Origin of the sequence: Shewanella halotolerans (assembly GCF_019457535.1) — a bacterium.
GTDB classification, from domain to species: domain Bacteria; phylum Pseudomonadota; class Gammaproteobacteria; order Enterobacterales; family Shewanellaceae; genus Shewanella; species Shewanella halotolerans.
Genome location: NZ_CP080417.1, coordinates 1,457,891 through 1,481,054, shown reverse-complemented (window position 1 = coordinate 1,481,054; position 23,164 = coordinate 1,457,891). Strand labels below are relative to the sequence as shown.

The 23,164-nt window shown below is 52.3% G+C and carries 24 protein-coding genes; 11 read left to right on the top strand and 13 right to left on the bottom strand.

Annotated elements, in window-relative coordinates; translation table 11 throughout:
- Positions 1-26: 26 nt before the first annotated feature.
- On the bottom strand, positions 27-755 hold the full coding sequence (gene rpsB, locus K0H81_RS06450; protein ID WP_011866432.1) for a 30S ribosomal protein S2: 729 nt from the start codon (positions 753-755) through the stop codon (positions 27-29).
- 235 nt (positions 756-990) lie between these two features.
- Between rpsB and map the strand changes: the two genes are divergently transcribed.
- From map to K0H81_RS06430, 4 genes are all read left to right on the top strand, one after another.
- Positions 991-1,833, top strand: coding sequence for a type I methionyl aminopeptidase (gene map / locus K0H81_RS06445; RefSeq protein WP_223294717.1), 843 nt, complete (start codon positions 991-993; stop codon positions 1,831-1,833).
- Positions 1,834-1,914: 81 nt separating this feature from the next.
- Complete coding sequence (gene glnD, locus K0H81_RS06440) at positions 1,915-4,488, top strand: bifunctional uridylyltransferase/uridylyl-removing protein GlnD (RefSeq protein WP_220060297.1); 2,574 nt, start codon at positions 1,915-1,917, stop codon at positions 4,486-4,488.
- A 35-nt stretch (positions 4,489-4,523) separates the two neighbouring features.
- Complete coding sequence (dapD, locus tag K0H81_RS06435; protein ID WP_144200295.1) at positions 4,524-5,348, top strand: 2,3,4,5-tetrahydropyridine-2,6-dicarboxylate N-succinyltransferase; 825 nt, start codon at positions 4,524-4,526, stop codon at positions 5,346-5,348.
- Between the two features lie 210 nt (positions 5,349-5,558).
- Positions 5,559-5,903, top strand: a complete 345-nt coding sequence (locus tag K0H81_RS06430) for a DUF3718 domain-containing protein (RefSeq protein WP_220060296.1) — start codon at positions 5,559-5,561, stop codon at positions 5,901-5,903.
- Between the two features lie 110 nt (positions 5,904-6,013).
- Here the strand turns inward: K0H81_RS06430 and purU are convergent, their stop codons facing one another.
- From purU to K0H81_RS06405, 5 genes are all read right to left on the bottom strand, one after another.
- The gene (purU, locus tag K0H81_RS06425) at positions 6,014-6,847 is read right to left on the bottom strand and encodes a formyltetrahydrofolate deformylase (protein WP_220060295.1); all 834 of its coding nucleotides are present in this window, start codon (positions 6,845-6,847) and stop codon (positions 6,014-6,016) included.
- A gap of 33 nt (positions 6,848-6,880) precedes the next feature.
- Positions 6,881-8,353 carry a PTS transporter subunit EIIC gene (locus K0H81_RS06420; protein ID WP_220060294.1) on the bottom strand — a complete coding sequence of 491 codons (1,473 nt, stop codon included), beginning with the start codon at positions 8,351-8,353 and terminating at the stop codon, positions 6,881-6,883.
- A complete protein-coding gene (locus K0H81_RS06415; protein ID WP_220060293.1) occupies positions 8,305-8,769 on the bottom strand; it encodes a flavodoxin in 465 nt (154 codons plus the stop codon). The genes K0H81_RS06420 and K0H81_RS06415 overlap by 49 nt, the downstream gene beginning before the upstream one ends.
- Positions 8,770-9,152: 383 nt before the next feature.
- Positions 9,153-9,974: a tRNA pseudouridine(65) synthase TruC gene (gene truC, locus K0H81_RS06410; protein WP_220060803.1), complete on the bottom strand. Its 822-nt coding sequence runs from the start codon at positions 9,972-9,974 to the stop codon at positions 9,153-9,155.
- 10 nt (positions 9,975-9,984) lie between these two features.
- Positions 9,985-10,302, bottom strand: a complete 318-nt coding sequence (locus K0H81_RS06405) for a YqcC family protein (protein ID WP_144200288.1) — start codon at positions 10,300-10,302, stop codon at positions 9,985-9,987.
- 135 nt (positions 10,303-10,437) lie between these two features.
- Between K0H81_RS06405 and K0H81_RS06400 the strand changes: the two genes are divergently transcribed.
- Both K0H81_RS06400 and K0H81_RS06395 read left to right on the top strand, forming a co-directional pair.
- Positions 10,438-11,451 carry a DUF3549 family protein gene (locus K0H81_RS06400; protein WP_220060292.1) on the top strand — a complete coding sequence of 338 codons (1,014 nt, stop codon included), beginning with the start codon at positions 10,438-10,440 and terminating at the stop codon, positions 11,449-11,451.
- Positions 11,448-11,837 carry a DUF3301 domain-containing protein gene (locus tag K0H81_RS06395; RefSeq protein ID WP_220060291.1) on the top strand — a complete coding sequence of 130 codons (390 nt, stop codon included), beginning with the start codon at positions 11,448-11,450 and terminating at the stop codon, positions 11,835-11,837. Before K0H81_RS06400 ends, K0H81_RS06395 begins: the two co-directional genes overlap by 4 nt.
- 1,841 nt (positions 11,838-13,678) lie before the next feature.
- Here K0H81_RS06395 and K0H81_RS06390 read toward each other — a convergent pair.
- Both K0H81_RS06390 and K0H81_RS06385 read right to left on the bottom strand, forming a co-directional pair.
- Positions 13,679-13,978 carry an Mpo1-like protein gene (locus K0H81_RS06390; RefSeq protein WP_220060290.1) on the bottom strand — a complete coding sequence of 100 codons (300 nt, stop codon included), beginning with the start codon at positions 13,976-13,978 and terminating at the stop codon, positions 13,679-13,681.
- On the bottom strand, positions 13,971-14,621 hold the full coding sequence (locus tag K0H81_RS06385; RefSeq protein WP_220060289.1) for a GNAT family N-acetyltransferase: 651 nt from the start codon (positions 14,619-14,621) through the stop codon (positions 13,971-13,973). The genes K0H81_RS06390 and K0H81_RS06385 overlap by 8 nt, the downstream gene beginning before the upstream one ends.
- A gap of 140 nt (positions 14,622-14,761) precedes the next feature.
- Between K0H81_RS06385 and K0H81_RS06380 the strand changes: the two genes are divergently transcribed.
- The gene (locus K0H81_RS06380) at positions 14,762-14,992 is read left to right on the top strand and encodes a DUF2789 domain-containing protein (protein ID WP_220060288.1); all 231 of its coding nucleotides are present in this window, start codon (positions 14,762-14,764) and stop codon (positions 14,990-14,992) included.
- An 89-nt stretch (positions 14,993-15,081) separates the two neighbouring features.
- Here the strand turns inward: K0H81_RS06380 and K0H81_RS06375 are convergent, their stop codons facing one another.
- Positions 15,082-15,453, bottom strand: a complete 372-nt coding sequence (locus K0H81_RS06375; RefSeq protein ID WP_144200280.1) for a DUF3192 domain-containing protein — start codon at positions 15,451-15,453, stop codon at positions 15,082-15,084.
- A 147-nt stretch (positions 15,454-15,600) separates the two neighbouring features.
- Between K0H81_RS06375 and K0H81_RS06370 the strand changes: the two genes are divergently transcribed.
- Positions 15,601-15,936: a hypothetical protein gene (locus K0H81_RS06370; RefSeq protein ID WP_220060287.1), complete on the top strand. Its 336-nt coding sequence runs from the start codon at positions 15,601-15,603 to the stop codon at positions 15,934-15,936.
- Entirely contained in the window at positions 15,936-16,709 is a 774-nt protein-coding gene (locus K0H81_RS06365; RefSeq protein ID WP_220060286.1) for a Zn-ribbon-containing protein, read from the top strand. Before K0H81_RS06370 ends, K0H81_RS06365 begins: the two co-directional genes overlap by 1 nt.
- 54 nt (positions 16,710-16,763) lie before the next feature.
- Here K0H81_RS06365 and syd read toward each other — a convergent pair whose 3' ends face one another.
- Positions 16,764-17,426, bottom strand: a complete 663-nt coding sequence (gene syd, locus K0H81_RS06360) for a SecY-interacting protein (RefSeq protein WP_220060285.1) — start codon at positions 17,424-17,426, stop codon at positions 16,764-16,766.
- A 60-nt stretch (positions 17,427-17,486) separates the two neighbouring features.
- Here syd and queF point away from each other — a divergent pair, with 60 nt between their 5' ends.
- Both queF and K0H81_RS06350 read left to right on the top strand, forming a co-directional pair.
- Positions 17,487-18,344 (top strand): NADPH-dependent 7-cyano-7-deazaguanine reductase QueF, encoded by an 858-nt coding sequence (queF, locus tag K0H81_RS06355; protein WP_220060284.1) that lies wholly within the window; start codon positions 17,487-17,489, stop codon positions 18,342-18,344.
- Positions 18,345-18,665: 321 nt separating this feature from the next.
- On the top strand, positions 18,666-19,856 hold the full coding sequence (locus K0H81_RS06350) for an alginate export family protein (RefSeq protein ID WP_220060283.1): 1,191 nt from the start codon (positions 18,666-18,668) through the stop codon (positions 19,854-19,856).
- 186 nt (positions 19,857-20,042) lie between these two features.
- Here the strand turns inward: K0H81_RS06350 and K0H81_RS06345 are convergent, their stop codons facing one another.
- The 3 genes from K0H81_RS06345 to K0H81_RS06335 form a co-directional block, all read right to left on the bottom strand.
- A complete protein-coding gene (locus K0H81_RS06345; protein ID WP_258406407.1) occupies positions 20,043-20,939 on the bottom strand; it encodes a 4'-phosphopantetheinyl transferase family protein in 897 nt (298 codons plus the stop codon).
- Between the two features lie 195 nt (positions 20,940-21,134).
- Positions 21,135-22,427 carry a TonB-dependent receptor gene (locus tag K0H81_RS06340; protein WP_220060282.1) on the bottom strand — a complete coding sequence of 431 codons (1,293 nt, stop codon included), beginning with the start codon at positions 22,425-22,427 and terminating at the stop codon, positions 21,135-21,137.
- Positions 22,428-22,470: 43 nt separating this feature from the next.
- Positions 22,471-23,154, bottom strand: a complete 684-nt coding sequence (locus K0H81_RS06335) for an ABC transporter ATP-binding protein (RefSeq protein WP_220060281.1) — start codon at positions 23,152-23,154, stop codon at positions 22,471-22,473.
- Positions 23,155-23,164: the final 10 nt, after the last annotated feature.

Below are 23,164 nucleotides of genomic sequence, written 5' to 3'. Positions count from 1 at the left end.
GGGCGATGAAATTCATCTCGCCTTTATTATTCAGCTTCTACGAAACCGTCTTGCTCAGCTTGTACCGCTAGGTCTTGACCACGACCTGCTTTAGCAGCCGCTGCTACTGACTCAGCATACAGACGAATTGCACGCATAGCGTCATCGTTACCAGGAACGATGTAGTTGATGCCGTCTGGAGAAGAGTTAGTATCAACAACAGCAACAACTGGGATACCTAGGTTGTTAGCTTCTTTAATAGCGATATGCTCATGGTCAGCACCGATAACGAAGATAACGTCAGGTAGGCCGCCCATGTTCTTGATACCACCAAGAGACTTTTCTAGCTTCTCAAGCTCACGAGTACGCATTAGCGCTTCTTTCTTGGTCAGCTTGTCGAAAGTACCGTCTACAGACTGGCTCTCAAGATCTTTTAGACGCTTGATTGATTGACGAACTGTTTTCCAGTTAGTCAGCATGCCGCCCAACCAACGGTTGTCAACGTAGTATTGATCACAAGAAATAGCAGCTTCTTTGATCGCTTCGCTTGCAGCGCGCTTAGTACCAACGAAAAGTACTTTACCTTTCTTAGATGCTACGTTGCTGATGAACGCTAGTGCTTCATTGAACATAGGCACAGTGTGCTCTAGGTTAATGATGTGTACACCGTTACGAGCGCCGAAGATGAAAGGCTTCATCTTAGGGTTCCAGTAACGAGTTTGGTGACCGAAGTGAACACCGGCCTGAAGCATGTCGCGCATTGAAACTGTAGTCATTTTTTTACCTTAAAAAATTGGGGGTTAGACCTCCACGCATCCCATATCTCCGACCTAAATTAGGCACCCCGAAGAACGTGTCGATACGTGTGTGATTTAGTATTTAGTCATAGCCATGTATAATGGCCGCCACATTCGCTCAAAGATGGGGTCATAATGAACCTCATCGGCAAGAGTCAAACATAACGGCGCGCTTTATACCATAATATCGGCGCCAACACAAATTTTTAGCGCCTTGAGGCGCCCCAAATTCGACTACCGACACAACAGAGAAAGCTTAATGAGTATAGTGATAAAAACAGCCGAAGAGATCGAAAAAATGCGCGCTGCAGGCAAGCTGGCCGCCGAGGTATTAGAGATGATTGCTCCCCATGTTAAGGCCGGGGTAACCACGAACGAACTCAATGATATCTGTGCGAAATATACCGAAGAGCAAGGCGCGATTTCGGCCCCGCTGGATTACCATGGCTTTCCTAAATCTATCTGTACTTCTATCAACGAAGTGATCTGCCACGGCATCCCAAGCGATCGTGCCCTGAAAGATGGCGACATCATCAATATCGACATTACAGTGATCAAAGATGGCTACCATGGCGACACCTCTAAGATGTTCCTCATCGGTGATGTCAGCGCCAAAGACAAGCGCCTGTGCCGCGTGGCTCAGGAGAGCCTGTATGAGGCGATCAAGAAGGTGCGTCCAGGCATGAAACTGGGCGAAATCGGCACCATCATCGAGAAATATATCAAGAGCAAGAAAACCGGCCTGGAAAAATACAGTATCGTCACCGACTACTGTGGCCACGGCATCGGCGCCGGCTTCCACGAGGAGCCACAGGTAATGCACTACAAGAACAATGATAAGACAGTACTGCGTCCTGGCATGTGTTTCACCATAGAGCCGATGATCAACGCAGGTCGTCACACCAGCGTACTGGACAAAGACGACAACTGGACTGTGACCACCTCTGACGGTAAAAACTCGGCTCAGTGGGAACACACTTTGCTGATCACGCCGACGGGTGTAGAGGTCCTTACCCTGCGCGAAGAAGAAAACTTCCCCCGCATCATCAACCACTAATCGCACACGCAGCTAAATTGTGGTTTACTCCCATAGCAGGCCATCCGGCCTGCTATGCTCGCTCTGAGGTTAAGGACTGCAATGAACACTGCGCTAACAGCTAAGAACGCCCTAAAACAACAAAATCAAGAACTCCTAGAACGTTTCAGCGCCGGCGAATCTGTGACCGCCCTGGTCAGCCAACGCTGCCGTTTCGTCGATGAACTCCTTATTGCCCAGTGGCAAGCCCATCAACTCGATACCACACCCGTGGCACTAATCGCCGTTGGCGGCTATGGCCGGGGGGAACTGCATCCCCAATCCGATGTGGACCTGCTGTTTCTTATCCAAGGTTCACTCGAATCCAGCGACGAAGCCAAACTCAGTCAGTTTATCGCCTTCCTCTGGGATGCGGGCCTCGAGGTGGGTCACAGCGTCAGAACAATTGATGAGACCATAGCTCAGGGCAAGGCCGACATCACCATCGCCACCAACCTGCTGGAAGCCAGATTACTCTGCGGCCCCCAGGCGATGTTTAATACCCTGTATGACAAGGTGCGCGAAGGTGACTTCTGGCCCGCTAGCGACTTCTTTGTCGCCAAGCGCGATGAACAGGTGGCGCGCCATGCCAAGGCCAGCGCCTTCGATCTCGAGCCCAATCTCAAATCCTGCCCGGGCGGCCTGAGAGACATTCAGACCATCACCTGGGTCGCGATGCGCTACTTCGACGCCAGCTGCGCCGAAGAGCTGGTCGCCCACGGCTTTCTGGAGCAGGATGAACTTGAGGAGCTGCTGGAGTGTCAGGGTTATCTGTGGCAACTGCGCTTTGCCCTGCACCTGATCTCGGGGCGCGACGAGAACCGTCTGCTGTTCGACCTACAGCGTCAGGTGGCGGAGCTGCTCGGCTACAAGGATGAGACCCAACTTGCCGTCGAGCAGATGATGAAGCGCTACTATCGCACCGTGCGCCGGGTGATGGAGCTCAACCAGATGCTATTGCAACTCTTTAAGCGCGCGACCCTGGGCCACACCAAGGAACTGGAAATTCAGCCCATAGACGAAGATTACCAGCGACGAGGCAGTTTTATCGAATCCCTGCAGGCGGATCTGTTCCATGACCCGGTAGAGATCATGCGCCTCTTCCTGCACACGGCGCGCAACTCTAACATCAAGGGGATCTACGCCCCTACCCTGCGTAGCCTAAGGCGCGCCCGCCGCGCCCAGCAGACACCCTTGATGGATAATGAGGATTGCCGCAAGGTGTTCCTGGAGATCTTACGTCACCCTCGGGGCATAGCCTCTCTCTCCTTGATGCACCGTCACGGCATACTGTCGGCCTACCTACCCGCCTGGCGCAACATCGAGGGGCAGATGCAGTTCGACCTCTTCCACGCCTACACGGTCGACGAGCATACCCACAGGCTGCTGCTCAACATCGACAGATTCTCACAGACTGAGCAGAAGGATGAGTTCCCCTTAGGCTCCATACTGATCAATCAGCTGCCGAAGAAGGGGCTACTGGTGCTTGCGGCCATCTTCCACGATATCGGCAAGGGACGCGGCGGCGATCACAGTAAACTCGGCGCCGTCGATGCCCAAGACTTTTGCGATCTGCATGGCCTCAACAAGCATGATGGTCGCCTGGTGAGCTGGTTAGTGGAAAACCACCTGGTGATGTCGGTCACCGCCCAGCGCCGGGATATTTCGGATCCCGATGTGGTGGCCGAGTTTGCCGACAGGGTGCGTGACGCCGTACACCTGAGTTACCTCTACTGCCTCACGGTCGCCGATATCTGCGCCACCAACGAGAAAACCTGGAACAACTGGAAGGGCTCGCTGCTGCGAGATCTTTACTTCTCCACCCAGAGGGTGCTTGCCCGGGGCAAGGAGAAACCGGTGGATATTCGCGCCCGCGTGCGCGAGCATCAGGGCAAGGCGAAGAAGGAGCTGCTGCGCCGCGGGATCAAGGAGAAGAGTCTCGATACCCTGTGGCAACGATTCAAGGCCGACTACTTCCTGCGCCATCAGCCCAATCAGGTGGCCTGGCACGCCGAGGCGATACTCAAACACAAGCACGATGAGGCCCTGGTGTTGATCTCCAAGCACACCACCCGCGGCGGTACCGAGCTGTTTGTCTACAGTCAGGATAAGCCTAAGCTGTTTGCCACAGTAATGGCCGTGCTGGATAACAAGAACATCAATGTCCATGACGCCAGTATCATGACCTCAAAAGATGGCTACGCACTGGATTCTTTCGTCATTTTAGAGCAAGATGGCAGCCCGGTGTCGCAGATCTCCCGCATCCAGGGGATCAAGAAGGCGCTGGTGAAAGCCTTAAGCAATGACACGGCGAAATTGCCGAAATTTAAGAAGCTGCCGCGTAAGATGAAACCTTTCAGGGTACCGACCCAGGTAAGCTTCCTGCCGGCGCGCAAACAAGGCACCAGCATGATGGAGCTGATCGCCCTGGACAGCCCAGGATTATTGGCCAAGGTGGGTGATATCTTCTATCGTTGTGAGATCACCCTGTTAGCGGCGAAGATCACCACCATAGGCGAGCGCGCCGAAGATTTCTTTATGTTGCAGACACAAGATGGACAGCAACTGAACGAGACACAACAAGAAGCGCTCAGTGAAGCACTGGTCAAGGCGCTCGATACGCAAAACCAAGTTTAATCAACAGACAAATTTATGATAATTGGGAGACGTTAATGGAGGCTTTACGCCAACGTATAGAAGCAGCTTTTGAAGCTCGCGCAGAAATCACCCCTACCACGGTCGAGCCGAGTGTTCGCGCCGACGTTGAGAAAGCCATCGCCATGCTAGACACAGGTGAAGCGCGCGTCGCCGAGAAGATCGACGGCCAATGGCATGTACATCAGTGGCTAAAGAAAGCCGTATTACTCTCTTTCCGCATCTTCGACAACCAGGTGATCGACGGCGCGGAAACCAAATTCTTCGACAAAGTACCGATGAAATTTGCCGACTACGACGAGGCACGTTTCAAGCAGGAAGCGATCCGCGTGGTACCTCCTGCCGCGGTGCGTAAAGGCTCTTTCATCGGCAAGAACACAGTGCTCATGCCGTCTTACGTTAACCTCGGCGCCTATGTCGACGAAGGTACCATGGTAGACACCTGGGCGACCGTAGGTTCTTGCGCCCAGATTGGTAAGAACGTGCACCTTTCAGGCGGTGTCGGCATCGGCGGCGTATTAGAGCCGCTACAGGCGGGTCCTACCATCATCGAAGACAACTGCTTCATCGGTGCGCGCTCAGAGATCGTCGAAGGCGTAGTGGTCGAAGAAGGCAGTGTTATCTCTATGGGGGTATACATAGGCCAGAGCACCCGCATCTATGACCGTGAAACCGGCGAGATCCACTATGGCCGTGTGCCAGCGGGTTCGGTTGTCGTATCAGGTACCCTGCCCTCTCAGTGTGGCAAATATAACTTATATGCCGCCATCATAGTGAAGAAGGTCGATGCCAAGACCCGCGGCAAGGTAGGTATCAACGAGTTACTACGCATCGTCGATTAATCCCTGTCACACCCCAATCTTAAAAAGCCAGGTATTCACCTGGCTTTTTTACCTCTAAAGGGATATCCAGACATATTCTGTTACTCCCAGACATAGCCTGATCCACTCCTCACATACCGATACATTTCGCGACAAATAGCTAACAGCTTTTCGCTAAATAAAGGGCTTTACTCATAGTCGATCCCAACAGAAATATGCTAGGAGCACAAAATGAGAAAGTTACTAACGATTGCCGCCATCGCATTAGCCCCACTGGCTTTTTCTTCTCAAGCCGCCATGTCGCCTCAGATGGAAAAAACCTTAGTTGCCGTATGCAAAGCCGGCGCAAGCAACAGCATTATTGAATTTAACGGTACGATGAAAGAGTATCGCATCAACAAACAGCGCGTCTTCCCACGCCTAGTTTGCAATGATCAGAGCTTCCATCAATTCGCCCTGAGCAAAGGCGCCGATCGCACTGCCGCTAAGATTGAACGCTACAGCTTAGGTACAGTGACTATTAAAGATCTCGCCATGAACTATGGTGACGAAGAGATTTTAGCCGTTAACTTCTAAGTTAATAAGCTTGGGCATTAAGCTGACCTGCAGCTTAAAAACTAATAAAAAAGAGCCTATAGGCTCTTTTTTATTAGTCATGGAAAAATGGAGTGCTCCATAATTGCAAGCTAGAAGACCACAGTCTTATTACCGTAGACGATCACCTCTTCCTGCAACACCAATTGCAACGCCTTACTCAGCACACTCTTCTCCACATCCCGGCCACACCTAGCCAGCTCCTCGGCGCTGTAACTGTGATCCACAGGGATCACATCTTGCTTGATAATTGGCCCTTCATCTAGGCAGTTGTTTACAAAGTGGGCTGTGGCGCCAATGATCTTCACCCCACGCTCCCACGCCTGACGATAGGGCGAGGCGCCGATGAAGGCTGGCAAAAACGAGTGATGGATATTGATGATACGGTTGGGATATTGCTCAACAAACTCTGGGGTCAGCACCCGCATAAATTTCGCCAGCACAAGATAATCAGGGTCATGTTGCGCAATCACGGCTAACATCTCCTGCTCATGCTCATGGCGCGTCTTACCCTCATGAGAGACACAATAGAAAGGCACCTCAAACTTATCGGCCAGCGGCTTGAGCGTGTCGTAGTTACCAACGATAGCGGCGATCTCCACATCCAGGCCACCATAATAGGCTTTCATCAGGATATCCCCAAGGCAATGGGCCTCCTTGGTCACCATCACCACTACGCGCTTCTTGCCCTTGACCACCAGCTTACGATGACGCTGCTCAGGCAGTACCTCATCAATATCGGCCAAGAACTTTGCCTCATCGAATACCCCTTCCAACTCGGTGCGCATGAAGAATCGCCCCTGAGCATTGTCGACAAATTCACTGTTCTTAACGATATTGAGCCCGTGGGCATAACAGACACCCGTGATCTTAGTGATAAGTCCTGGTGCGTCGGCACAATCTGTGATTAATACTCTCTGTTGCATCTTCTCTACCTCTAAATGTCTAACCTTTCAATTTCACGATTTGTGCCTATCTAGATAGCGCTGCAATAAGCGCCTGATACTCTCCGCTTTCGTGCCATAAACCAACTGAACCCCGTTGCCAACCAATACCACGCCCTTGGCGCCCAGCTTGTTGAGCTGGGGCTTATCCACCAGCTCGGCATGTTTCACGCTGATACGCAGTCGCGTCAGGCAGGCGGTTAACTCATTGATATTATCCTGTCCGCCCAACGCGGTGATCATAGAGATCAGCCCGGCCCGCTGGCCGCTGCCCGCCTCCATGCGTCCCGGCGTCTTGAGGTTAAACGCCAAGATGGCGCCGCGAAACACCAGATAATAGATAACCGCCGTGATGGGGCCAAGGATCAAAAACCATTCTACATTTCTGGACTGTCCCAGCAATAGACTGAAATCGACTAAGCCATGGGAAAACACTACGCTATGGTGGATATCGAGTGAAATCGTCACTGCATAGGCGATCCCCGTCATCAGGGCATGCAGAATAAACAGCAGCGGGGCAACAAACATGAAGGCAAATTCGATGGGCTCGGTGACCCCGGTCAGCCAACAGGCTGTAGCCGCCGACAGCATAATCCCGGCGACCCGGTTACGCTCATGTTTATCGGCGCAGCGCCAGATAGCCAGCGCGGCCGCCGGCAGGCCCCACATCTTTATTAGATAACCACCAGCCAGATTACCTGCCTGTGGGTCGCCGGCCAGATAGCGGGCCACTTCGCCTCTGACCCATTCATCGCCATTGAAATACTGCCCCATCTCAAGGTAAAAGGGCGCATTCCAGATATGATGCAGCCCAAGCGGGATCAGTAAGCGTTCCACCATGCCATATACGGCAAAGGCCGAGGCGGGCTCCTGATAGACGGCCCAGTTAGAGATCTGCTCGATCCATATGGATAGCAAAGGCCACAGGAGCAGAAACAGGTAGGCCAGCAAGATGGCCATTGGCAGCATTAATAGTGGCGCCGAGCGGCGCCCTTCGAAGAAGGAAAATACCGCCGGCAGGCGTATACGCTCGCTGTGCTTAACCGCCAGACAGGTAAAGGCGCCTACCATCATGCCACCGGCAATGCCTGTGTCTATGGTGGCCTGCCCCAAGATCATCTCGGTCGGCAAATGATAGATCTTCGCCAGCGCCGATAGGCTAGAGAAGAAGACCCCATAGCCGAAGACCGCACTGAAGGCGGCGATCCCCTGATCTCGACAGAAACCTATGGCGATGGTGACCGCAAACAGCATGGGCATCATGGAGAAAACCAGGTTACCCACGGTCCACATGAGTGTGGCGAGATCCGCCGAAATAAAAGGAATGGGATTGGTCGCCAGGCCAATCATCACCCCGGCCGCGGGCAAGATGGCAATAGGCAGCAGCAGGGCCTGGCTCAGCCGCTGGGCAAACTTAAACCATTGACGACTGATCCGGCTCAGTCGGCCGCGTGGTCGTTGATGAGTTGGGCCCATTGGGTTAACCATGCTTTCGCTTCTACTTCCGGCTCCATCGTCTCACAGGCATCTATCTTCAGCAGTTCGCCTATGCGCGTGCCGCCAAGCTCAGTTAACAACTCATCGAAACGTATACCGGCAAAACAGAAGGTCTCGTAGCTCGAGTCCCCCAACGCCACGACACCATATTCCAATTTTGGCAGGTAAGGCGCCTCACCTCTGAGGGTCTCAAACCAGGGGCAGATATCATCGGGCAGATCGCCCTGCCCCGTGGTAGAGGTAACCACCAGCAGCAACTCATCCTCGGGCGGTACGAAGCCGTTGAGGGTCTCAGGCGTCATCAGAGTGACCTGGATATCTTTGGCCATCAGCTCTTCTTGCAGGGTCTCGGCAACAAACTGTGCATTGCCATAGACAGTTCCATATACCAGATTCACTTTTCTCATGTTTTACTTAGCCCTTAGCGCATTATTTACTTATACTCTAAACATACTTTATTGAAAGCTTGATAGCTACACTAGGTTATTGAGTTTCAAGGATCAATTCGATGCGACACTCGAGCCGACAGAAACATCTAAAGCATGTTCACCGCAGCGCGCATATCAGGCGCATGTGTTATTTCAGAACCGTTCAGTCCCTCTCGCTCAACCCGCATCCCCCATCAGAAATTGACCTCCCCGAAGAGAGGCTATCGCCCCTCACAGCAATTAAATCGGCCTGCGCGCTGGTCAAGTAACGCCTAAAGCCCGGACCTTAAGGCATCGAGTCACGGGCCGTTTGGGTTAGGCGACAAGAATGTCTCTAGGTGCCTGCGGTTATAATTGAGCCGTTAAGCCTCACAGATAAGAAACGCATCTTCTCCACTCAGCTGCTTGTCATCCCAACCCAGCAGTTCAAACAGCGATAACCACTCGGCCTCTAGCTCAGTCTCCACCGCAATTCGCTCGCCGCTTCGTGGATGATTGAACTCGAGTTTCTTGGCGATCAGCCATAAACGATTGATACCACTATACTCGCGCATGAAACGGTTCTGCTTGCCGTCACCATGGGTGGTATCACCAATGATGGGATGGCGCAGATGAGCCATATGCCGACGCAACTGATGCTTGCGCCCCGTATGGGGAGTTAGCTGAACCAAGGCATAGCGACTGGTGGCATAGCGGCCAGAAGGATAAGGGATCTCACAATTGAGTAAGGGCTGATAACTGGTCTGTGCCTCCTGCGCCGCCTTATTGGGGTCGACATTCTTGTCACCCAGCTCATCGAGCTCCTGCTTCAAAGGGTAATCCAGCAGCCCGGGCTCGTGCATGTTCCCCCTGACTAGGGCAACATAATGCTTTTGCACCGACTTGCTGGCGAACTGCTCACACAACTGATTCGCCATCTCACTGCTCTTGGCAAACAGCAATACACCCGAAGTCGGCCTGTCGAGGCGATGGACGGGAAACACGTGACAGCCCACCAAATCCCGCGTCATCTGCATGGCAAAATATTTCTCCCGCCGCGCAAGATAACTGCGGTGCACCAGCAGACCAGCGGGCTTATGGATGGCGACAAGATCGTCATCTTCATAGAGAATCTCGATTGTCGGTGCCGCTTCTACGGCAAGGCTGTCATCGTCTCCAGCTAGTTGCTCGTTAAGATTTTCCATGGTTTCAGGGTTATTTAGATCCACTCAAATGCTCATCTAATTGATTAATAATGGTGATTAATACTCGCATCTCGCCCCGACCCTGCCACACATACTCAGCCATGGGGCCTAAAGCTATCTGACTGGGTAGCGTGCCATTGACCGCAATGATCTCGCCCATCTTGGGCAGAAAGATAAACTGTAGCCACTGCTCAAAGGCCATGGACTCGCAGGCAAAGGGGGTCGGGTCGGCCATCGCCTCCGCTGAAGGCGGCTGGTCTTGCCACAGTTGCAGTCGTTTCAATTCGGCTTCGATAAGCCTTAGCTGTTTTTCGGTATAGAGAGACACACTTTCCTCAATGATATCTTTCGCCGTGGCGCCTAGGCCTGCGAGCTAATTCGGCCGAAATTGTACCATCTCACCTGACTTCTCCCTATAATAAGCGCCATTTAATCTGTTCCCTGTAAGTAAAACGGCATTCAAATGACTGAAATTACGACCCTGACTCAATTTCTCACCACGGCTAATACCCAGTTCCAGGTCTATGATCTCGGCCGCCGGGTACAGCATATCGACATGATGGCCTTCTCCCAGATTGAGGCCCTCCAGGCGCCTTATCCTTCGCCTATACAGGGTCATGCGCAATTTGCCATCGTGTTCTGGGACGACTCCAACCAACACTTCATCTGGTTCCTTAAGCTCCCCCTGGATGAACGTGGCCTACTCTCACCTGCGCCGAGAACCCAGTTTATTCGCATGGTGATAGAGGCGCTGGGCAGCGATCCCACCCAGGCACTCTCACAAGATCAACAAGATAAGCTCGCCAACCACCCCTTCGCCTTTAAACCAAGCGCGGAGAAGCTGGCGCTATTCAACGCCTTGGTGCGTAAACAGCTGGGCCTGCCCGCCTCGGCGCAATATGAATTTGCCTATCAATACCTATCGGGGCAAGTATCACCTGAGCGTTGGCAAGATGTGGGATTACAGGGGTTAGCCGATATCTGCGTGCGCAGCGCGGCGCTCGACCACAATGAGCAGCTGCATAATGCCTTTGAACACAGCGCGGATGAAGTCAAGATAGCCCTGTGCCAACAGCTGGAGCACATCACGCTCGAGGCGCCATTAGCCGAGCGGCTGTTAAGCGCGTTTTATCAGGTCAGTCCCGAACAGCGACTCTACTATCTGCGCGCCCTGGCCTCGGCGCCAGCCCTTGCACAGCAAGCGATACAGTATCTAGATGAGCAAGATGCGCTGGATGACAACGCCTTAATCACCATAGCGGGCCGAAATTGGACCGTGTTAAAAGACGATCAGACTCGCAAGATCTATCTTGAGGCCTTAGCAAAACAACCCCAGGGCTTCTTTAACCAGATCTTTGCTGATATTGTGGCAATTCCAGCGATACGAACTCAACTCTTGATGGCATTAAGAGACAGCGAGCGCAGCCAGGCCCTCGCCAATGCCATAGGTGGACTCTTTAGGGTGACCAAAGCATGATGACAGACTTTTTAATGATCGCCGCGCTGGTGATCATTGCTGCCTTTTTCTGGCAATTACGCCAGATGGCCGAACTGAGCCGGGTATTTGCCAGCAGTGAATGTAAGAAGCAGCGAGTGCAGCTCCTGGCTATCGCCATGGAATCGGCCCGCCCCAGTGTAGGCGGAAGCAGCGGACTGACTTGGAAAGCCAAGTTCTTGATGGAGTTCAGCACAGACGGTATCAATCAATACCGCGCCCATATCTGGATGCATGGTAAGAAGATAGAGAAAATTCAGTGGCCTATCTTTCCCGAACCCGAATGGTTGCAAGCCCCAGAGGCAAAAGGTTCGGTCGGCGGCAGTTGTGGCAGTCGCGGCGGTTGTAACTCTGGTGGCTGCAAATAAGCCATCAAGCACGCATCGATGGCTACCTCGCATTCCAATGCTTACTCACGTTATTGCTCAACAGGCAGCCATGCCTAAATTCAGGCGCCAGCTATTACCAACAGAGCTACTGTTCTAAAACCCAGATAAAGAAAAAGCGCGGCTCAATTAAGAGTCGCGCCTTCTATCTTTTCGCTAAGCAATCCAGCTATTTTAGTGCTCCCTGCTCCATCCTTGCGAATTTATGCTCCTTGCATCTTCCTTGGTCCATCTATTCCTTGTACCTTTTAGCACTTCCATACTAAGGTACTGTCCCTGAGCTTGGTCATCCATTTACCAAGTTTGCTTAATCCCTAAGCATGTCCAGTCTCTTCCTTGGGATTCCTTTCCTACACTCCTTGTCATCTGCCATCCTAGACAGAAATCCATCATCCGTGAGTGTTTGGCCTTCCCTAGTTGTCGACTCTTCCGTGAGTTGCCATCCTTGTACCATCCTTGCCATCATCATCCTGATGATGTGTAGGTCGTCCTGACCTTTCCTTGCACATTCATCCTTTAACACCGTTAATTCTAGCGAACCAGTCGCCCATTAACAGGGATGGAAAAAACTCTGCTTAAGGAGTCACATTATTGCCATCTTATAAAAAATTCATAACCACATGAATTTAATGATAAATAAACCCTGTTACAGATATAGATAGCATGTTATAAGCTTTATCTCGCACATCAATGTAAGAGATGTCTCACACGGCAGCGGGCACTTTCTGTGAGCTAAGGCTAACTCCAGCAAAACCTTTCACTCTGTGCTTCCAAATCTCTAGATTCGATAGCTAAAAAATAGGCTAAAAAAATTGAGCAAAAAAAGAAAAGGCGCACTAACTATAAGTGCGCCTTTCTATACTCTTGTGTTAGCTATCCTGCTATCGCCGTGCTCCCTGCATCATCCTGATCACATCGGCGTCCTGCCGTCTCCAATTCCTGAGACGTCCTGTCTTATTCTTCCCTGGGTGGTCGTCTCATTCAACCACGCTCCCACATCCTATAGGCTCCAACGCTTCCTGCCACTATCCTTTAATGCTTACTCTTACCTGTTCCCTGGTAAGCAATTCCTTGATAAACAGTCCTTGGTTTCACCCACAATCCGTTGAGTGACAATCCTTTTAGCAATAGTCCATTTAGCTGAAGTCCATTTCGCGATAATCCCTACCGCCTATCGTCCTAAAGCATCCTGCTCTCATTCCTGATGGTAAGATTCTCGCGTCCTCGACAATCTTGCTATCCTTAGCTTCGCTTTCCTTCGCCTTAGCTATTCCTTAGCTATCCTTTACCATCCACATTGATTAAGTAAGCTCCTTAACTTGAGTTCAGTATACTTAGCGCAGCGCCAGAATGTACGCCATCAAAAACAATTGTAAATCGATTAAATTTCAACCACCGACAAAGATTGGGTTAACTTATTGAACATTAATGACATTCAAATGTCCGCAGGAAGAAACAGGTGTGGTTTCAGGAGAAAAGCTCACATGTTTGTAAGCGATCTCTCACAAGCTACCTAGCAAATTGTGAGTCGCCTCATCCTTAGCTAAGTTTATTAACCACTGCGCTCCTCATTCATTGCTTGCAAGTCAAAGGTTCAATAAGCCGAGGCCTAGCCGACTCTGAAAGCTAATGGTCAGCTAAGCAATTAATAGCTAGGCCAGATTTATTAGGTAAAAATTATTAGGTGAGAAATTATTAGCTGAGAAGCTATCAAGTGGGAGCTTATCAAACGATTATCGGCTAAATCTCTAGTAACTAGGCTCTTAATAACCGAGACCATAGTGTGTAGGCGCTCAATATCCAGATAACTAGTGGTTATGCCATCATCGACGGCCGGTAAGCCACTGGGCCAACATAGCCCAGTCGGCAAAGAAGCTGTATAAGGGGTACTCGAAGGTTGCGGGCCGGTTTCGCTCAAACACGAAATGCCCTATCCAGGCTGCGCCATAACCCAGCACAGGAAGCAGCCAGAGCAGCCAATACTTGGCTAGCACTATGGCCACCACCAGGAGCGCGATCACCGACAGGCTACCCACATAGTGCAGGGCGCGGCATCTGGGATCCCTATGTTGCGACAGATAGAAGGGATAGAAGTCTTTGAAATTGGTGTAGCGCTTACTCAATCTCAGGGCTCCGATAGAACAGCAGCTCGCCCGGCACACCGCCTATGACCAGACGTTCGATGGGCGCAAAATCCATTGAGGAAAACAGGTGAGCATGATCATCTTGAGTCACATAAACCCCAACCCCTTCGAGCTCGGGCTGCTCGTCGCACCAGCTCATCACAGCCTGAATCAAACGTTTACCTAGCCCCTTATGCTGTTCGATCGGGGTAACGGCAATAAACTGCAATATGCCGCATTGGGTGCTGGGTAGATGCTCTAGAATCGAAGATTCTTTCTTCATCAGCGCCTGGGTCGACTGCCAGCCAGCGCTCAGCAACATCTTTAGGCGCCAATGCCAGTATCTGGCCTCCCCCAATGGCACCTGCTGGGTCACGATACAGGCTAAGCCAATCAGGCGTTCCTCCTCAAACAGGCCGATCAATGCCTGCTCCTCTTGCCACAGGGTGTGCAGCTCCTCGCGAATGGCACCCCGTAGCTTCTGCTCATATTGCGCCTTGTCTCCCTTATGCAGGGCGGCAACAAAAAAGGGATCATCGTGGTAGGCGTTATAGAGAATCGAGGCGGCGACGCGTAGGTCTTCGGCGGTTAAATAGACAGCTTTATAGGTTTCGTTAACAGGTGGGGTAGCTGTTGTCATCATTGCTGTTATTCCTTGATCTAGATCAACATGGTCCAATGTAACAAGCTTGTAAAAAAGTGCAAACTTTAATCGATTCGAAACTTTATAAATTTATCGCATACTAAATAGAAGGACCTCATCATCAACAAGCGAGGGATAAGATGGACATCATACAACCGGATCTAGCCACCCTATTTGACCAACTCGGCCTGCCGAGTGAACCAGAAGCCGTTGAGGCTTTCATCAAGCAGCATTCCATCGCCGCGGAGATCCATATCGCCGAGGCCCCCTTTTGGACCCAGGCCCAGAGGCACTTTTTAGCCGAAGCCTTAGCAGAAGATGCCATGTGGACAGAGGTGATCGACCATCTCGATGCCCAGCTTCGTTCCTAGAGGCGAGGCTTAAACACAAATGACTCACGAATGGCTCATACGAAAAAGGCAAGCCGAGTTGGCTTGCCTTTTGGCGAGAGATTATTACATTACATGTTGTGGTAGGCCTTCTCCCCCCAACCCACAACGCGGTTATCTGTGATCACGATAGGCGTGCATTCATCCTTGGTGGTGGTGCCATCTTCACGCGTACGCTGGGTACGGTAGTAGAGCACGTTGATCGTCTTATCTTGCTTGGTATAGGCCTCGTTAAAATCGGCGGTGCCCATAAGTGTCATCACCTGATCGCGCGTCATCCCCAAGGACAACTTAGACAGGTTCACACGATTCTGCTCCTGCACGCGCTCCCAAGAATTGCCCGTGCTCCAGCCCTTGTCGCCTTCACCCACATTTAATACACACCCAGATAGCACTAAACTGGTAGCGCCAAAGACCAATGCTGTTATTAATTTTGTTTTCACTTTCACGTCCTGTTTATCTATTATAACTGGATTCAGGTAAAGCAAAGCTTATGCCAAACAGGCATATTTATATTTTTCAATACCTTGCGTCAATACAAGATTCTAGAGTATGTCAGTCAGGCTAAAAAGTAAGGAATTTCACCAATCATGAGTCCACTCGAACAGGTGCTGGTCGCCGCACGTAAATTGAGTCTGGCGGGTAAGCCTCCCAGCCTGGCATTAATCAAGGCAAGTTTGGGCAACTCGCTTCCCATGCCTATCTTGGTTCAAGGATTACAACGCTTTAAATCTATGTCAGCCGATGAGCAGGCGGCGATAGTGGTAACCTCGACCGCGCCGGCATCAAACGTTCAGAGCGACGATACGATGCTGACGCTGGACCAGCTGGCTGAGCAGGTTGCCAGGCTCACAGCCAATCAACAGGCCTTGGTTGAGCGTATCAGCGAACTCGAAGCCAAATTGAACGACAAGGACGCTCACTGATGCACGTGGTGGAACTCAGATTCGAGTGTTTTGACAACACCACCATCACGGCCGCCGAACGCGCGATTAATGGTCTGCTGGAAGCCTACCGGGCCAATGGCCAGGTACTAGGCCGTGAATTTGCCGTGGCCTTCAACGAAGGGGAGTTCAGGGTGCGCCTGCTGCTGCCAGAAAAGAGTAGCTTGGCCAAACGTTTCAACAGCCCCTGGGTCAATTATGCCCTCGAGGAACTCACCCAGGCCAAGCTGCTACATCCGAGGGAAAAATATATCGGCCAGGACATCAACTCTGAAGTCAGCAGCACAGAGCCCCCCAGCTGGCAACTGCTCTACACCAGCTATGTGCACATGTGCTCGCCGCTACGAAACGGCGATACCCTGCAGCCCATTCCCCTGTATCAGATCCCCGCAACCTCCAACGGCGATCACAAGCGGGTGATCAAGTGGCAAACCGAATGGCAGGCCTGCGATGAGCTGCAGATGGCGGCGGCCACCAAGGCGGAGTTCGCCGCCTTAGATGAATTGAGCCAGTGTGACAGCGATCTGTTTCGCCGTGGCTGGGATCTGCGTGGACGCATCGAATACCTCACTAAGATCCCCACCTACTACTATCTCTACCGCGTGGGCGGCGAGAGCCTGGCCGCCGAGCAGCAAAGGCCCTGTCCACGCTGCGGTAACAGCCACTGGCTATTGGAAACCCCTTTGCTGGACCTGTTCCATTTCAGGTGCGACAACTGCCGCATCGTCTCCAACATCTCCTGGGATCACCTCTAATGGCTGTTCGCGCTCACTCTCTTCTCGCGAGCTAATTATCTTTTAACACGCCGACTATCTCCCTGCGCGCAGGTGCCGCCACATGGTCTTGAGTCGCTGCCAAATCCCGGGATGATCTGTCTCGGGCATAGCGACTTCGACCGGTTTCTGCGGCGGGCAGACTCGCGGGCGAAGAGAGGCGATAAAATCCTCCAGGCTATCTGCCAATTGCCTATGGGGCTGCTCGCCTGGGATCTCTATCCAGACGCTGCCATTCTCGTTATTCACCACCAGCATCTCGTCACCTTCCCCCAGCACGCCGATAAACCAGGTCGCAGGCTGTTTCAACTTCTGCTTCATCATCAGGTGGCCGATAAGGTTTTGCTGCAGATATTCGAAATCTTGTTGGTTCCAGGGCTGCAACAGCTCACCCTCACCAAAGTCTGAGTCAAACATCAGCGGCGCCGAAAAATAGCGCCCGTAGAAGGCCTGTATGCTTGGATGCAGTGTGATGGAGAGGGCATGCTCTATGTTATCGAACAGCCCCTGGCTGTCGCGTCTTACTGCCTGCCACTGCACCGACCGCTCGGGCGAGACTTCGACTTTCTCCTGATCACAGTCTAAGACACAGGGAGAGACCTCCCCCAGCGGAAAATAACGGGGCGATTCCCCCAGTTTATCGCTATAGGCTTGATGATAAAGCGTAAAAAATTGATCCAGTGCAGGCAAAGAAGACACTTAGCAGTTACCCGAATTTTAAGTATAATGTGCGCCTATTTTGACATGGAAAAACGATTGATGACACAGGTTCATGACCCTTATCGCGACGCCCCCGCGTTGTCCAAACTGACCTTAGGTAAATCGACTGGCTATCAAGCCCAATACGATGCCTCCCTGCTACAAGGCGTACCACGCCAGCTCAATCGGGATGCCATCGCCTTAGGCGATACCCTGCCCTTCCATGGCGCCGACATCTGGACCGGCTATGAACTCTCCTGGTTAAACGCCAAAGGCAAGCCCATGGTGGCCATCGCCGAGTTTATCCTCGACTTCAACAGCGACAACCTGATCGAGTCCAAGTCTTTCAAGCTCTATCTCAACAGCTTCAACCAGACCCGTTTCGACTCTATCGAGCAGGTTCAGCAGACCCTGGCCAAAGATCTGTCTGCCTGCGCCGGCGGTGAGGTAGTGGTGAAGATCATCGAGCCAAAGCAGTTTGCCCACCAGCGCGTGGTTGAGTTGCCTGGCACCTGCATCGACGATCTGGATATCGAGATCGACAACTACGAATTTTCGAGCGACTATCTTATCGATAGCACAGATGACAAGAGCGTGGTGGCCGAGACACTCACCTCTAACCTGTTGAAGTCTAACTGCCTGATCACATCTCAGCCCGACTGGGGCAGCGTGATGATCCGCTACCAGGGCCCGAAGATAGATCGCGAGAAATTGCTGCGTTACCTGATCTCCTTCAGGCAGCACAATGAGTTTCATGAGCAGTGTGTCGAGCGTATCTTCGTCGACCTCAAGCGCCTGTGTCACTGCGCCAAGCTGACCGTCTACGCCCGCTACACCCGTCGCGGCGGCCTAGATATCAACCCCTATCGCAGCGACTTCGAAAATCCCCCCGAAAACCATCGACTGGCACGCCAGTAAACTGATGGAAAAAGATTGAGCCCGCATTAAGCGGGCTTTTTGTTATAGAGCCCTAATGAAGTAATAAAAGCGCTACACTCACCTCACGTGCCACCTCATCTCAATTCATCTCACTTCAATGCATGCAAAAAACATTATTTAGCACTCCTTAATAATACCACTTTAGAGATACCTCTAATTTAGTATAAGCTCATGATCTTTATCACAAATCTTGACACAAAAAATCAATCACTGTGCAACATTGTTTTAGATCAACAAACCGATCCTTTTGCAACCCTATAACAGCTCTTGAGCAATGACCAAACAAAAGGATCACAATTAATGAAACTTCACGCCCTCAGCCTCGCCGTGCTTGCCAGCTTGTCCGCCTCTGCCCTTGCGACAGAGAACGTCGATCCCCTCAAGAAAGCCTTTATCGACGACTCTCAAGTCAAAGTGCAGTTTCGCCTACGCTATGAAGATGTGGATCTGGCCGATGTCGACCAGCAAAATCAAACCACGCTGCGTACCCGCCTGACCTATCAAACCGGCGACATCTACAAGCTATTTGCCCTGGCTGAAGTGGACGACGTGCGCTCTACCGACGATGAGCCACTGATTGCCGACTATGAATATACACAAATCAATCAGGCCTTTATCGGTTACCGCGGCCCGGCTAACACTTTGGCCCAATATGGCCGTCAGCGCATCCTGCTCGACAACCAACGTTTCGTCGGTGGTGTTGGCTTCCGTCAAAACGAACAGACCTATGATGCCTTCTCGGTAAAGAACACTGCGGTAGAGGGGCTTACTGCTTACTACGCCTATGTGAATAACGTTAATCGTATCTTCCCGGAAGGGTCGGGTAAGGATGAGCACAAGAATAAGACCCACCTGGTTAACGTTAACTACAAAGGGTTAGACTTCGTTAAGCTCAGCGGTTACGCCTATCTCATCGACAACGTCAATGTGGCCGCCTTCTCCACCGATACCTATGGTCTGCGCGCCACAGGCGATATCAAGCTGGAAAAACTCAAGTTTAACTACGAGGCGGAGTACGCCCAGCAGTCTGAAGGCGGCGACAACCCTGTCAGCTACTCTGCGCCTTACTATAAGCTGGGTGCCGGGGTGAACTTTGATGCCTTCGGCGCGAAAGTCGGCTACGAAGTATTGGGGTCTGACGATGGCAAAGCGGGCTTTATCACGCCACTGGCCACACTACACGCCTTTAACGGCTGGACAGATAAGTTCCTCTTCGGCGGCAAGGGTAACTGGGAAAACGGTATCGTAGATACTCACGTGATCCTGACCGCCAAACTCGCCGGACTCAAGCTACTGGCCAAGTACCACAAGTTTGATTCAGACTACGGTGACGTGGATATGGGTAAGGAATGGGGCGTATCGGCCACCTATCCTTTCGCCAAACACTATAGCCTAGGGGTGAAATACGCCAGCTTCAGCGGTGCCGATGCTGGATATGCCTTCTCTAACGACACGGACAAACTCTGGTTGACCTTCCAGGCAAACTTCTAAGCCCTTTGTCCTATCGCCCTAGACGGGCGATAGGTGCCAATACTCCCTGAGTAACAACAGATTTTGCGGGAATATCACAGGTGAAAACCTCAGTCTTCCCGCTTTTTTTAGCGGTAAATATCCTGCTAGCTTTTGGTTCAGTTGCAATCTTTCGCTCGGGTGAAGCCTTTGGCCTGGTAAGGCTTATCACTCAGGCAACAAGGCCTGTGCACTCACCATCTCACAGCGTAAATCTAGCGGCTGCGCCGAGGAGAGGCTCAGCGCGAAGCGATACTCATCACCCAGTTGCCACAGCATACTCTGCCAGCCCGCAGCCGGTTGAGCCTGTTGTAGGTCATCCTTTACGTCTGCTTGCTCAGATCTCTCCTGTCCAAAAGCTTCTTGCTGAGAGTCTTCTCTTACTAAAAACAGGCGCGCCGCCTGCTCGAGCCGGGCTTGCCTGGCATCCAGGCCTTTAAAACTTAGCGCCTGACACTCTGTCCCACTCAACTCGAAATAGAAAGATTTGAGCGAGAGTGCCAGCCCAAGCCCCTTAGCCTTGATATAGGACTCCTTTAACGCCCAGAGGTCGAAGAAGCGCTCTCGCTGACGCGCGCTCGGCAGCGCCAGCAGGGCCTCTCGTTCCTGGCGGGTAAAGTAATGATTCAGGATGGCATGAATGTTGGTGTTCTGCCTCAGCCGCTCGATATCGACCCCGAGTTCCAGCCGCGGCGATTTAGCGATAGCCAGAAACATATAGTCGCCACTGTGGCTCAGGTTAAACAACAGCTGGCTGCGCGCAAAAAAAGTTTTGCTGAGCACAGGCTTACCCTTATCCAGGTAATCGAAGCGCCACTCACTCGGGGCAATAGCGCCATCTATGTTCGCATTTAGCAGGCTGTGAGCTTTTGACAGCAACGCGCGCAGGTAACACCTGACCAGGAGCCCCTTCTCCCTCGCTGGCGCCATTCGATAACGCATCACTTTCTGCTGCTCATCCAAAGGTAAGGTATCGAGCAGATGCGCTTGCTGGTCACTGCTGAGTCCCGGCAAGTTCAAGGGGCACAGATAAAGATGTAGGGGGATAGCGTCGCCAGCGGCCATGTTCAACTCGATTAATTTCCTGCGCTTAATGTCCAGCAAAGGAGGAGAAAAGAAAGAGGCCCAAGCCTAGCATTTCAGGCTTTGGAGTACCACACATGCCTTTTAAGCTGAGCCGTTCAAGCTGAGCCTTTCAAGCGGCGCCGTTCAAAAGGAGTCGTTCAAGCAAGGCCTCAAGCATAGGATTAGACAGGCCAACTAAAAGCTCCACTTAAGCTGCAGATAGCCCAAGGTGGAAGCCGACTGGCCGAACAGGCTGGCATTCGAGCCGTCGAAGTGCTGCGCGATCAGGCTAAGTTGCCAGTCATCCGCCAGCGAATACTGGTAGGTTAAGCCGACAAAAAAGGAGTCATCATCATAATAGCTGGCATTTGCACTGAGACGGCTGAGCGGCGTCAGATCAAAACTCAGATCCAGATAATAGGTCCAGGTGGTGAAACTCAAGGTACGGGCAGAGAGCGGCAGATTCAGGTAGATCAAGGCGCTGTCGACGCTCAGGGGCGACGAGATATAGAGGGCGGCGCCCAGTACGCGCCAATTGGCATCTGTGGCGAAGCTGTAATCCATCTCCAGGGTCGCTACAGTGCTGGCCGTAATCGTCTGTGTCGCGCTTGCGAACGACTGAGTAGTCCTAGACTCGGCATCGACAGGCGCCACGGACGATGTATATAACGGATCGAAATGGGTCACCTCGCCACGCAGCCCAGCCCCCCAAATATCACCAGCAAATCCGCCGCCAAACACCCTGTCATCTCGGGTCTCGCCGAGTATCAGCTGCCAATCCCAGCCCAAGTCATAGCCCAAGTCATCGCCGAAATCATAGCCAAAAAAGTTATGCCCAAGATAGCGCCCGGCGTACTGACGATTCGTTCGGCTTATTGATACACCGTCGTTTATTGCGCTATCCGCCCCCTGGCTATAGACAAACTCTAACTGGCTGGCGTAACCCAGTTGGCGGCTAAGCTTAAGGGCATCGACCCCGCGACGCTCGGCATAATCGACATCATAGATGGAGTAGGCATTAAAGATATCGTTGGGATTCCACAGGGTGCTCATGGCCCAGTTAACCCTAAAGCGCCCGGCTACCAGCTCCCAGTTATCAGCAAGCTGCCAGCTCAAATAAGCGCGATCTAACTGGCTGTTGCCGATCCAGCCGTCGCTATCAAGCCAGTTGGCCGACAGATCCCAGTAACCGGGATCCCAGGTAAGCAGGTCACCGTATCCCGGCAGCCTACTGCTATCCCCCACCATGAGGCGATTACGCAGGCCGACATTCACCCTGAGCGTCTGCCAGCGATATTCGGCGTCGATGCGATTATGCAGCAGGCTGTCCCACAACTGCTCGCCCTCGGCGGGGTCAACCACAGCGCCGAGATAACTCACATAGCCCTTAACCTGCCAGGGCTGCTCTGGCGTAACGCCAGGAATGGGCGAGGCTAAAGCCGCAAGACTCAACTGAGTCACCCAAAGGCAGAGGGTGGCAGTCAACATTGGCCTTAACCCTAGCTTTAGCATAAGCACTCAGCCGCCCGATTCATTGACGGCGATCCTCGACCAGGCGGCCATCTTCAAACACTATCACCCGCTTGGCCCTGGCGATCACCCGGGGATCATGGGTCGAAAAGATAAAGGTGGTGCCCTCCTGCTCATTGAGCGACTGCATGATATCCAGCAGCTCGGCGGTGCTCTTGGCATCCAGGTTAGCGGTGGGCTCATCGGCCATCACAAATCTCGGCCTGGGAGCCAGTGCCCGCGCTACGGCTACCCTCTGCTGTTGCCCGCCCGACAACTTGGCGGGGATCTTATCCTTCTGGGCTGTCAGCCCTACCTGGGTAAGCAGCGCCATGGCCCGCTCGCGACACTCGGCCTCGCTGTGGCCCTGCAACTGCATGACAAACTCGACATTCTCTAGCGCCGTCAGCACCGGCAGCAGGCTATAGTCTTGAAAGATAAAGCCCACATGGTCACGGCGAAAGGCGATTAGCGCCTGCTCGCTCAGGTGGGTGATATCCTCGCCATCGATAAACACGGCGCCGCTACTCGGACTGTCGATGCCGCCTATCATGTTAAGCAGCGTGGTCTTGCCTGAGCCGGAGGGGCCCATGATGGCGACAAACTCACCCTGGGCTATGGTGAGGTCCAGAGACTTTACCGCCGCCACCGGAAAGTCACTCTCGGGGTTATAGATCTTAGTTAATGCTTGAATCGCTATGGTCATTAAATATCTG

Coding starts and splice junctions, on each gene's coding strand:
- rpsB (WP_011866432.1), bottom strand. CDS start 755: ATGACTACAGTTTCAATGCGCGACATGCTTCAGGCCGGTGTTCACTTC.
- glnD (WP_220060297.1), top strand. CDS start 1,915: ATGAACACTGCGCTAACAGCTAAGAACGCCCTAAAACAACAAAATCAA.
- dapD (WP_144200295.1), top strand. CDS start 4,524: ATGGAGGCTTTACGCCAACGTATAGAAGCAGCTTTTGAAGCTCGCGCA.
- K0H81_RS06430 (WP_220060296.1), top strand. CDS start 5,559: ATGAGAAAGTTACTAACGATTGCCGCCATCGCATTAGCCCCACTGGCT.
- purU (WP_220060295.1), bottom strand. CDS start 6,847: ATGCAACAGAGAGTATTAATCACAGATTGTGCCGACGCACCAGGACTT.
- K0H81_RS06420 (WP_220060294.1), bottom strand. CDS start 8,353: ATGGTTAACCCAATGGGCCCAACTCATCAACGACCACGCGGCCGACTG.
- K0H81_RS06415 (WP_220060293.1), bottom strand. CDS start 8,769: ATGAGAAAAGTGAATCTGGTATATGGAACTGTCTATGGCAATGCACAG.
- truC (WP_220060803.1), bottom strand. CDS start 9,974: ATGGAAAATCTTAACGAGCAACTAGCTGGAGACGATGACAGCCTTGCC.
- K0H81_RS06400 (WP_220060292.1), top strand. CDS start 10,438: ATGACTGAAATTACGACCCTGACTCAATTTCTCACCACGGCTAATACC.
- K0H81_RS06395 (WP_220060291.1), top strand. CDS start 11,448: ATGATGACAGACTTTTTAATGATCGCCGCGCTGGTGATCATTGCTGCC.
- K0H81_RS06385 (WP_220060289.1), bottom strand. CDS start 14,621: ATGATGACAACAGCTACCCCACCTGTTAACGAAACCTATAAAGCTGTC.
- K0H81_RS06380 (WP_220060288.1), top strand. CDS start 14,762: ATGGACATCATACAACCGGATCTAGCCACCCTATTTGACCAACTCGGC.
- K0H81_RS06370 (WP_220060287.1), top strand. CDS start 15,601: ATGAGTCCACTCGAACAGGTGCTGGTCGCCGCACGTAAATTGAGTCTG.
- K0H81_RS06365 (WP_220060286.1), top strand. CDS start 15,936: ATGCACGTGGTGGAACTCAGATTCGAGTGTTTTGACAACACCACCATC.
- queF (WP_220060284.1), top strand. CDS start 17,487: ATGACACAGGTTCATGACCCTTATCGCGACGCCCCCGCGTTGTCCAAA.
- K0H81_RS06350 (WP_220060283.1), top strand. CDS start 18,666: ATGAAACTTCACGCCCTCAGCCTCGCCGTGCTTGCCAGCTTGTCCGCC.
- K0H81_RS06345 (WP_258406407.1), bottom strand. CDS start 20,939: ATGGCCGCTGGCGACGCTATCCCCCTACATCTTTATCTGTGCCCCTTG.
- K0H81_RS06340 (WP_220060282.1), bottom strand. CDS start 22,427: ATGTTGACTGCCACCCTCTGCCTTTGGGTGACTCAGTTGAGTCTTGCG.
- K0H81_RS06335 (WP_220060281.1), bottom strand. CDS start 23,154: ATGACCATAGCGATTCAAGCATTAACTAAGATCTATAACCCCGAGAGT.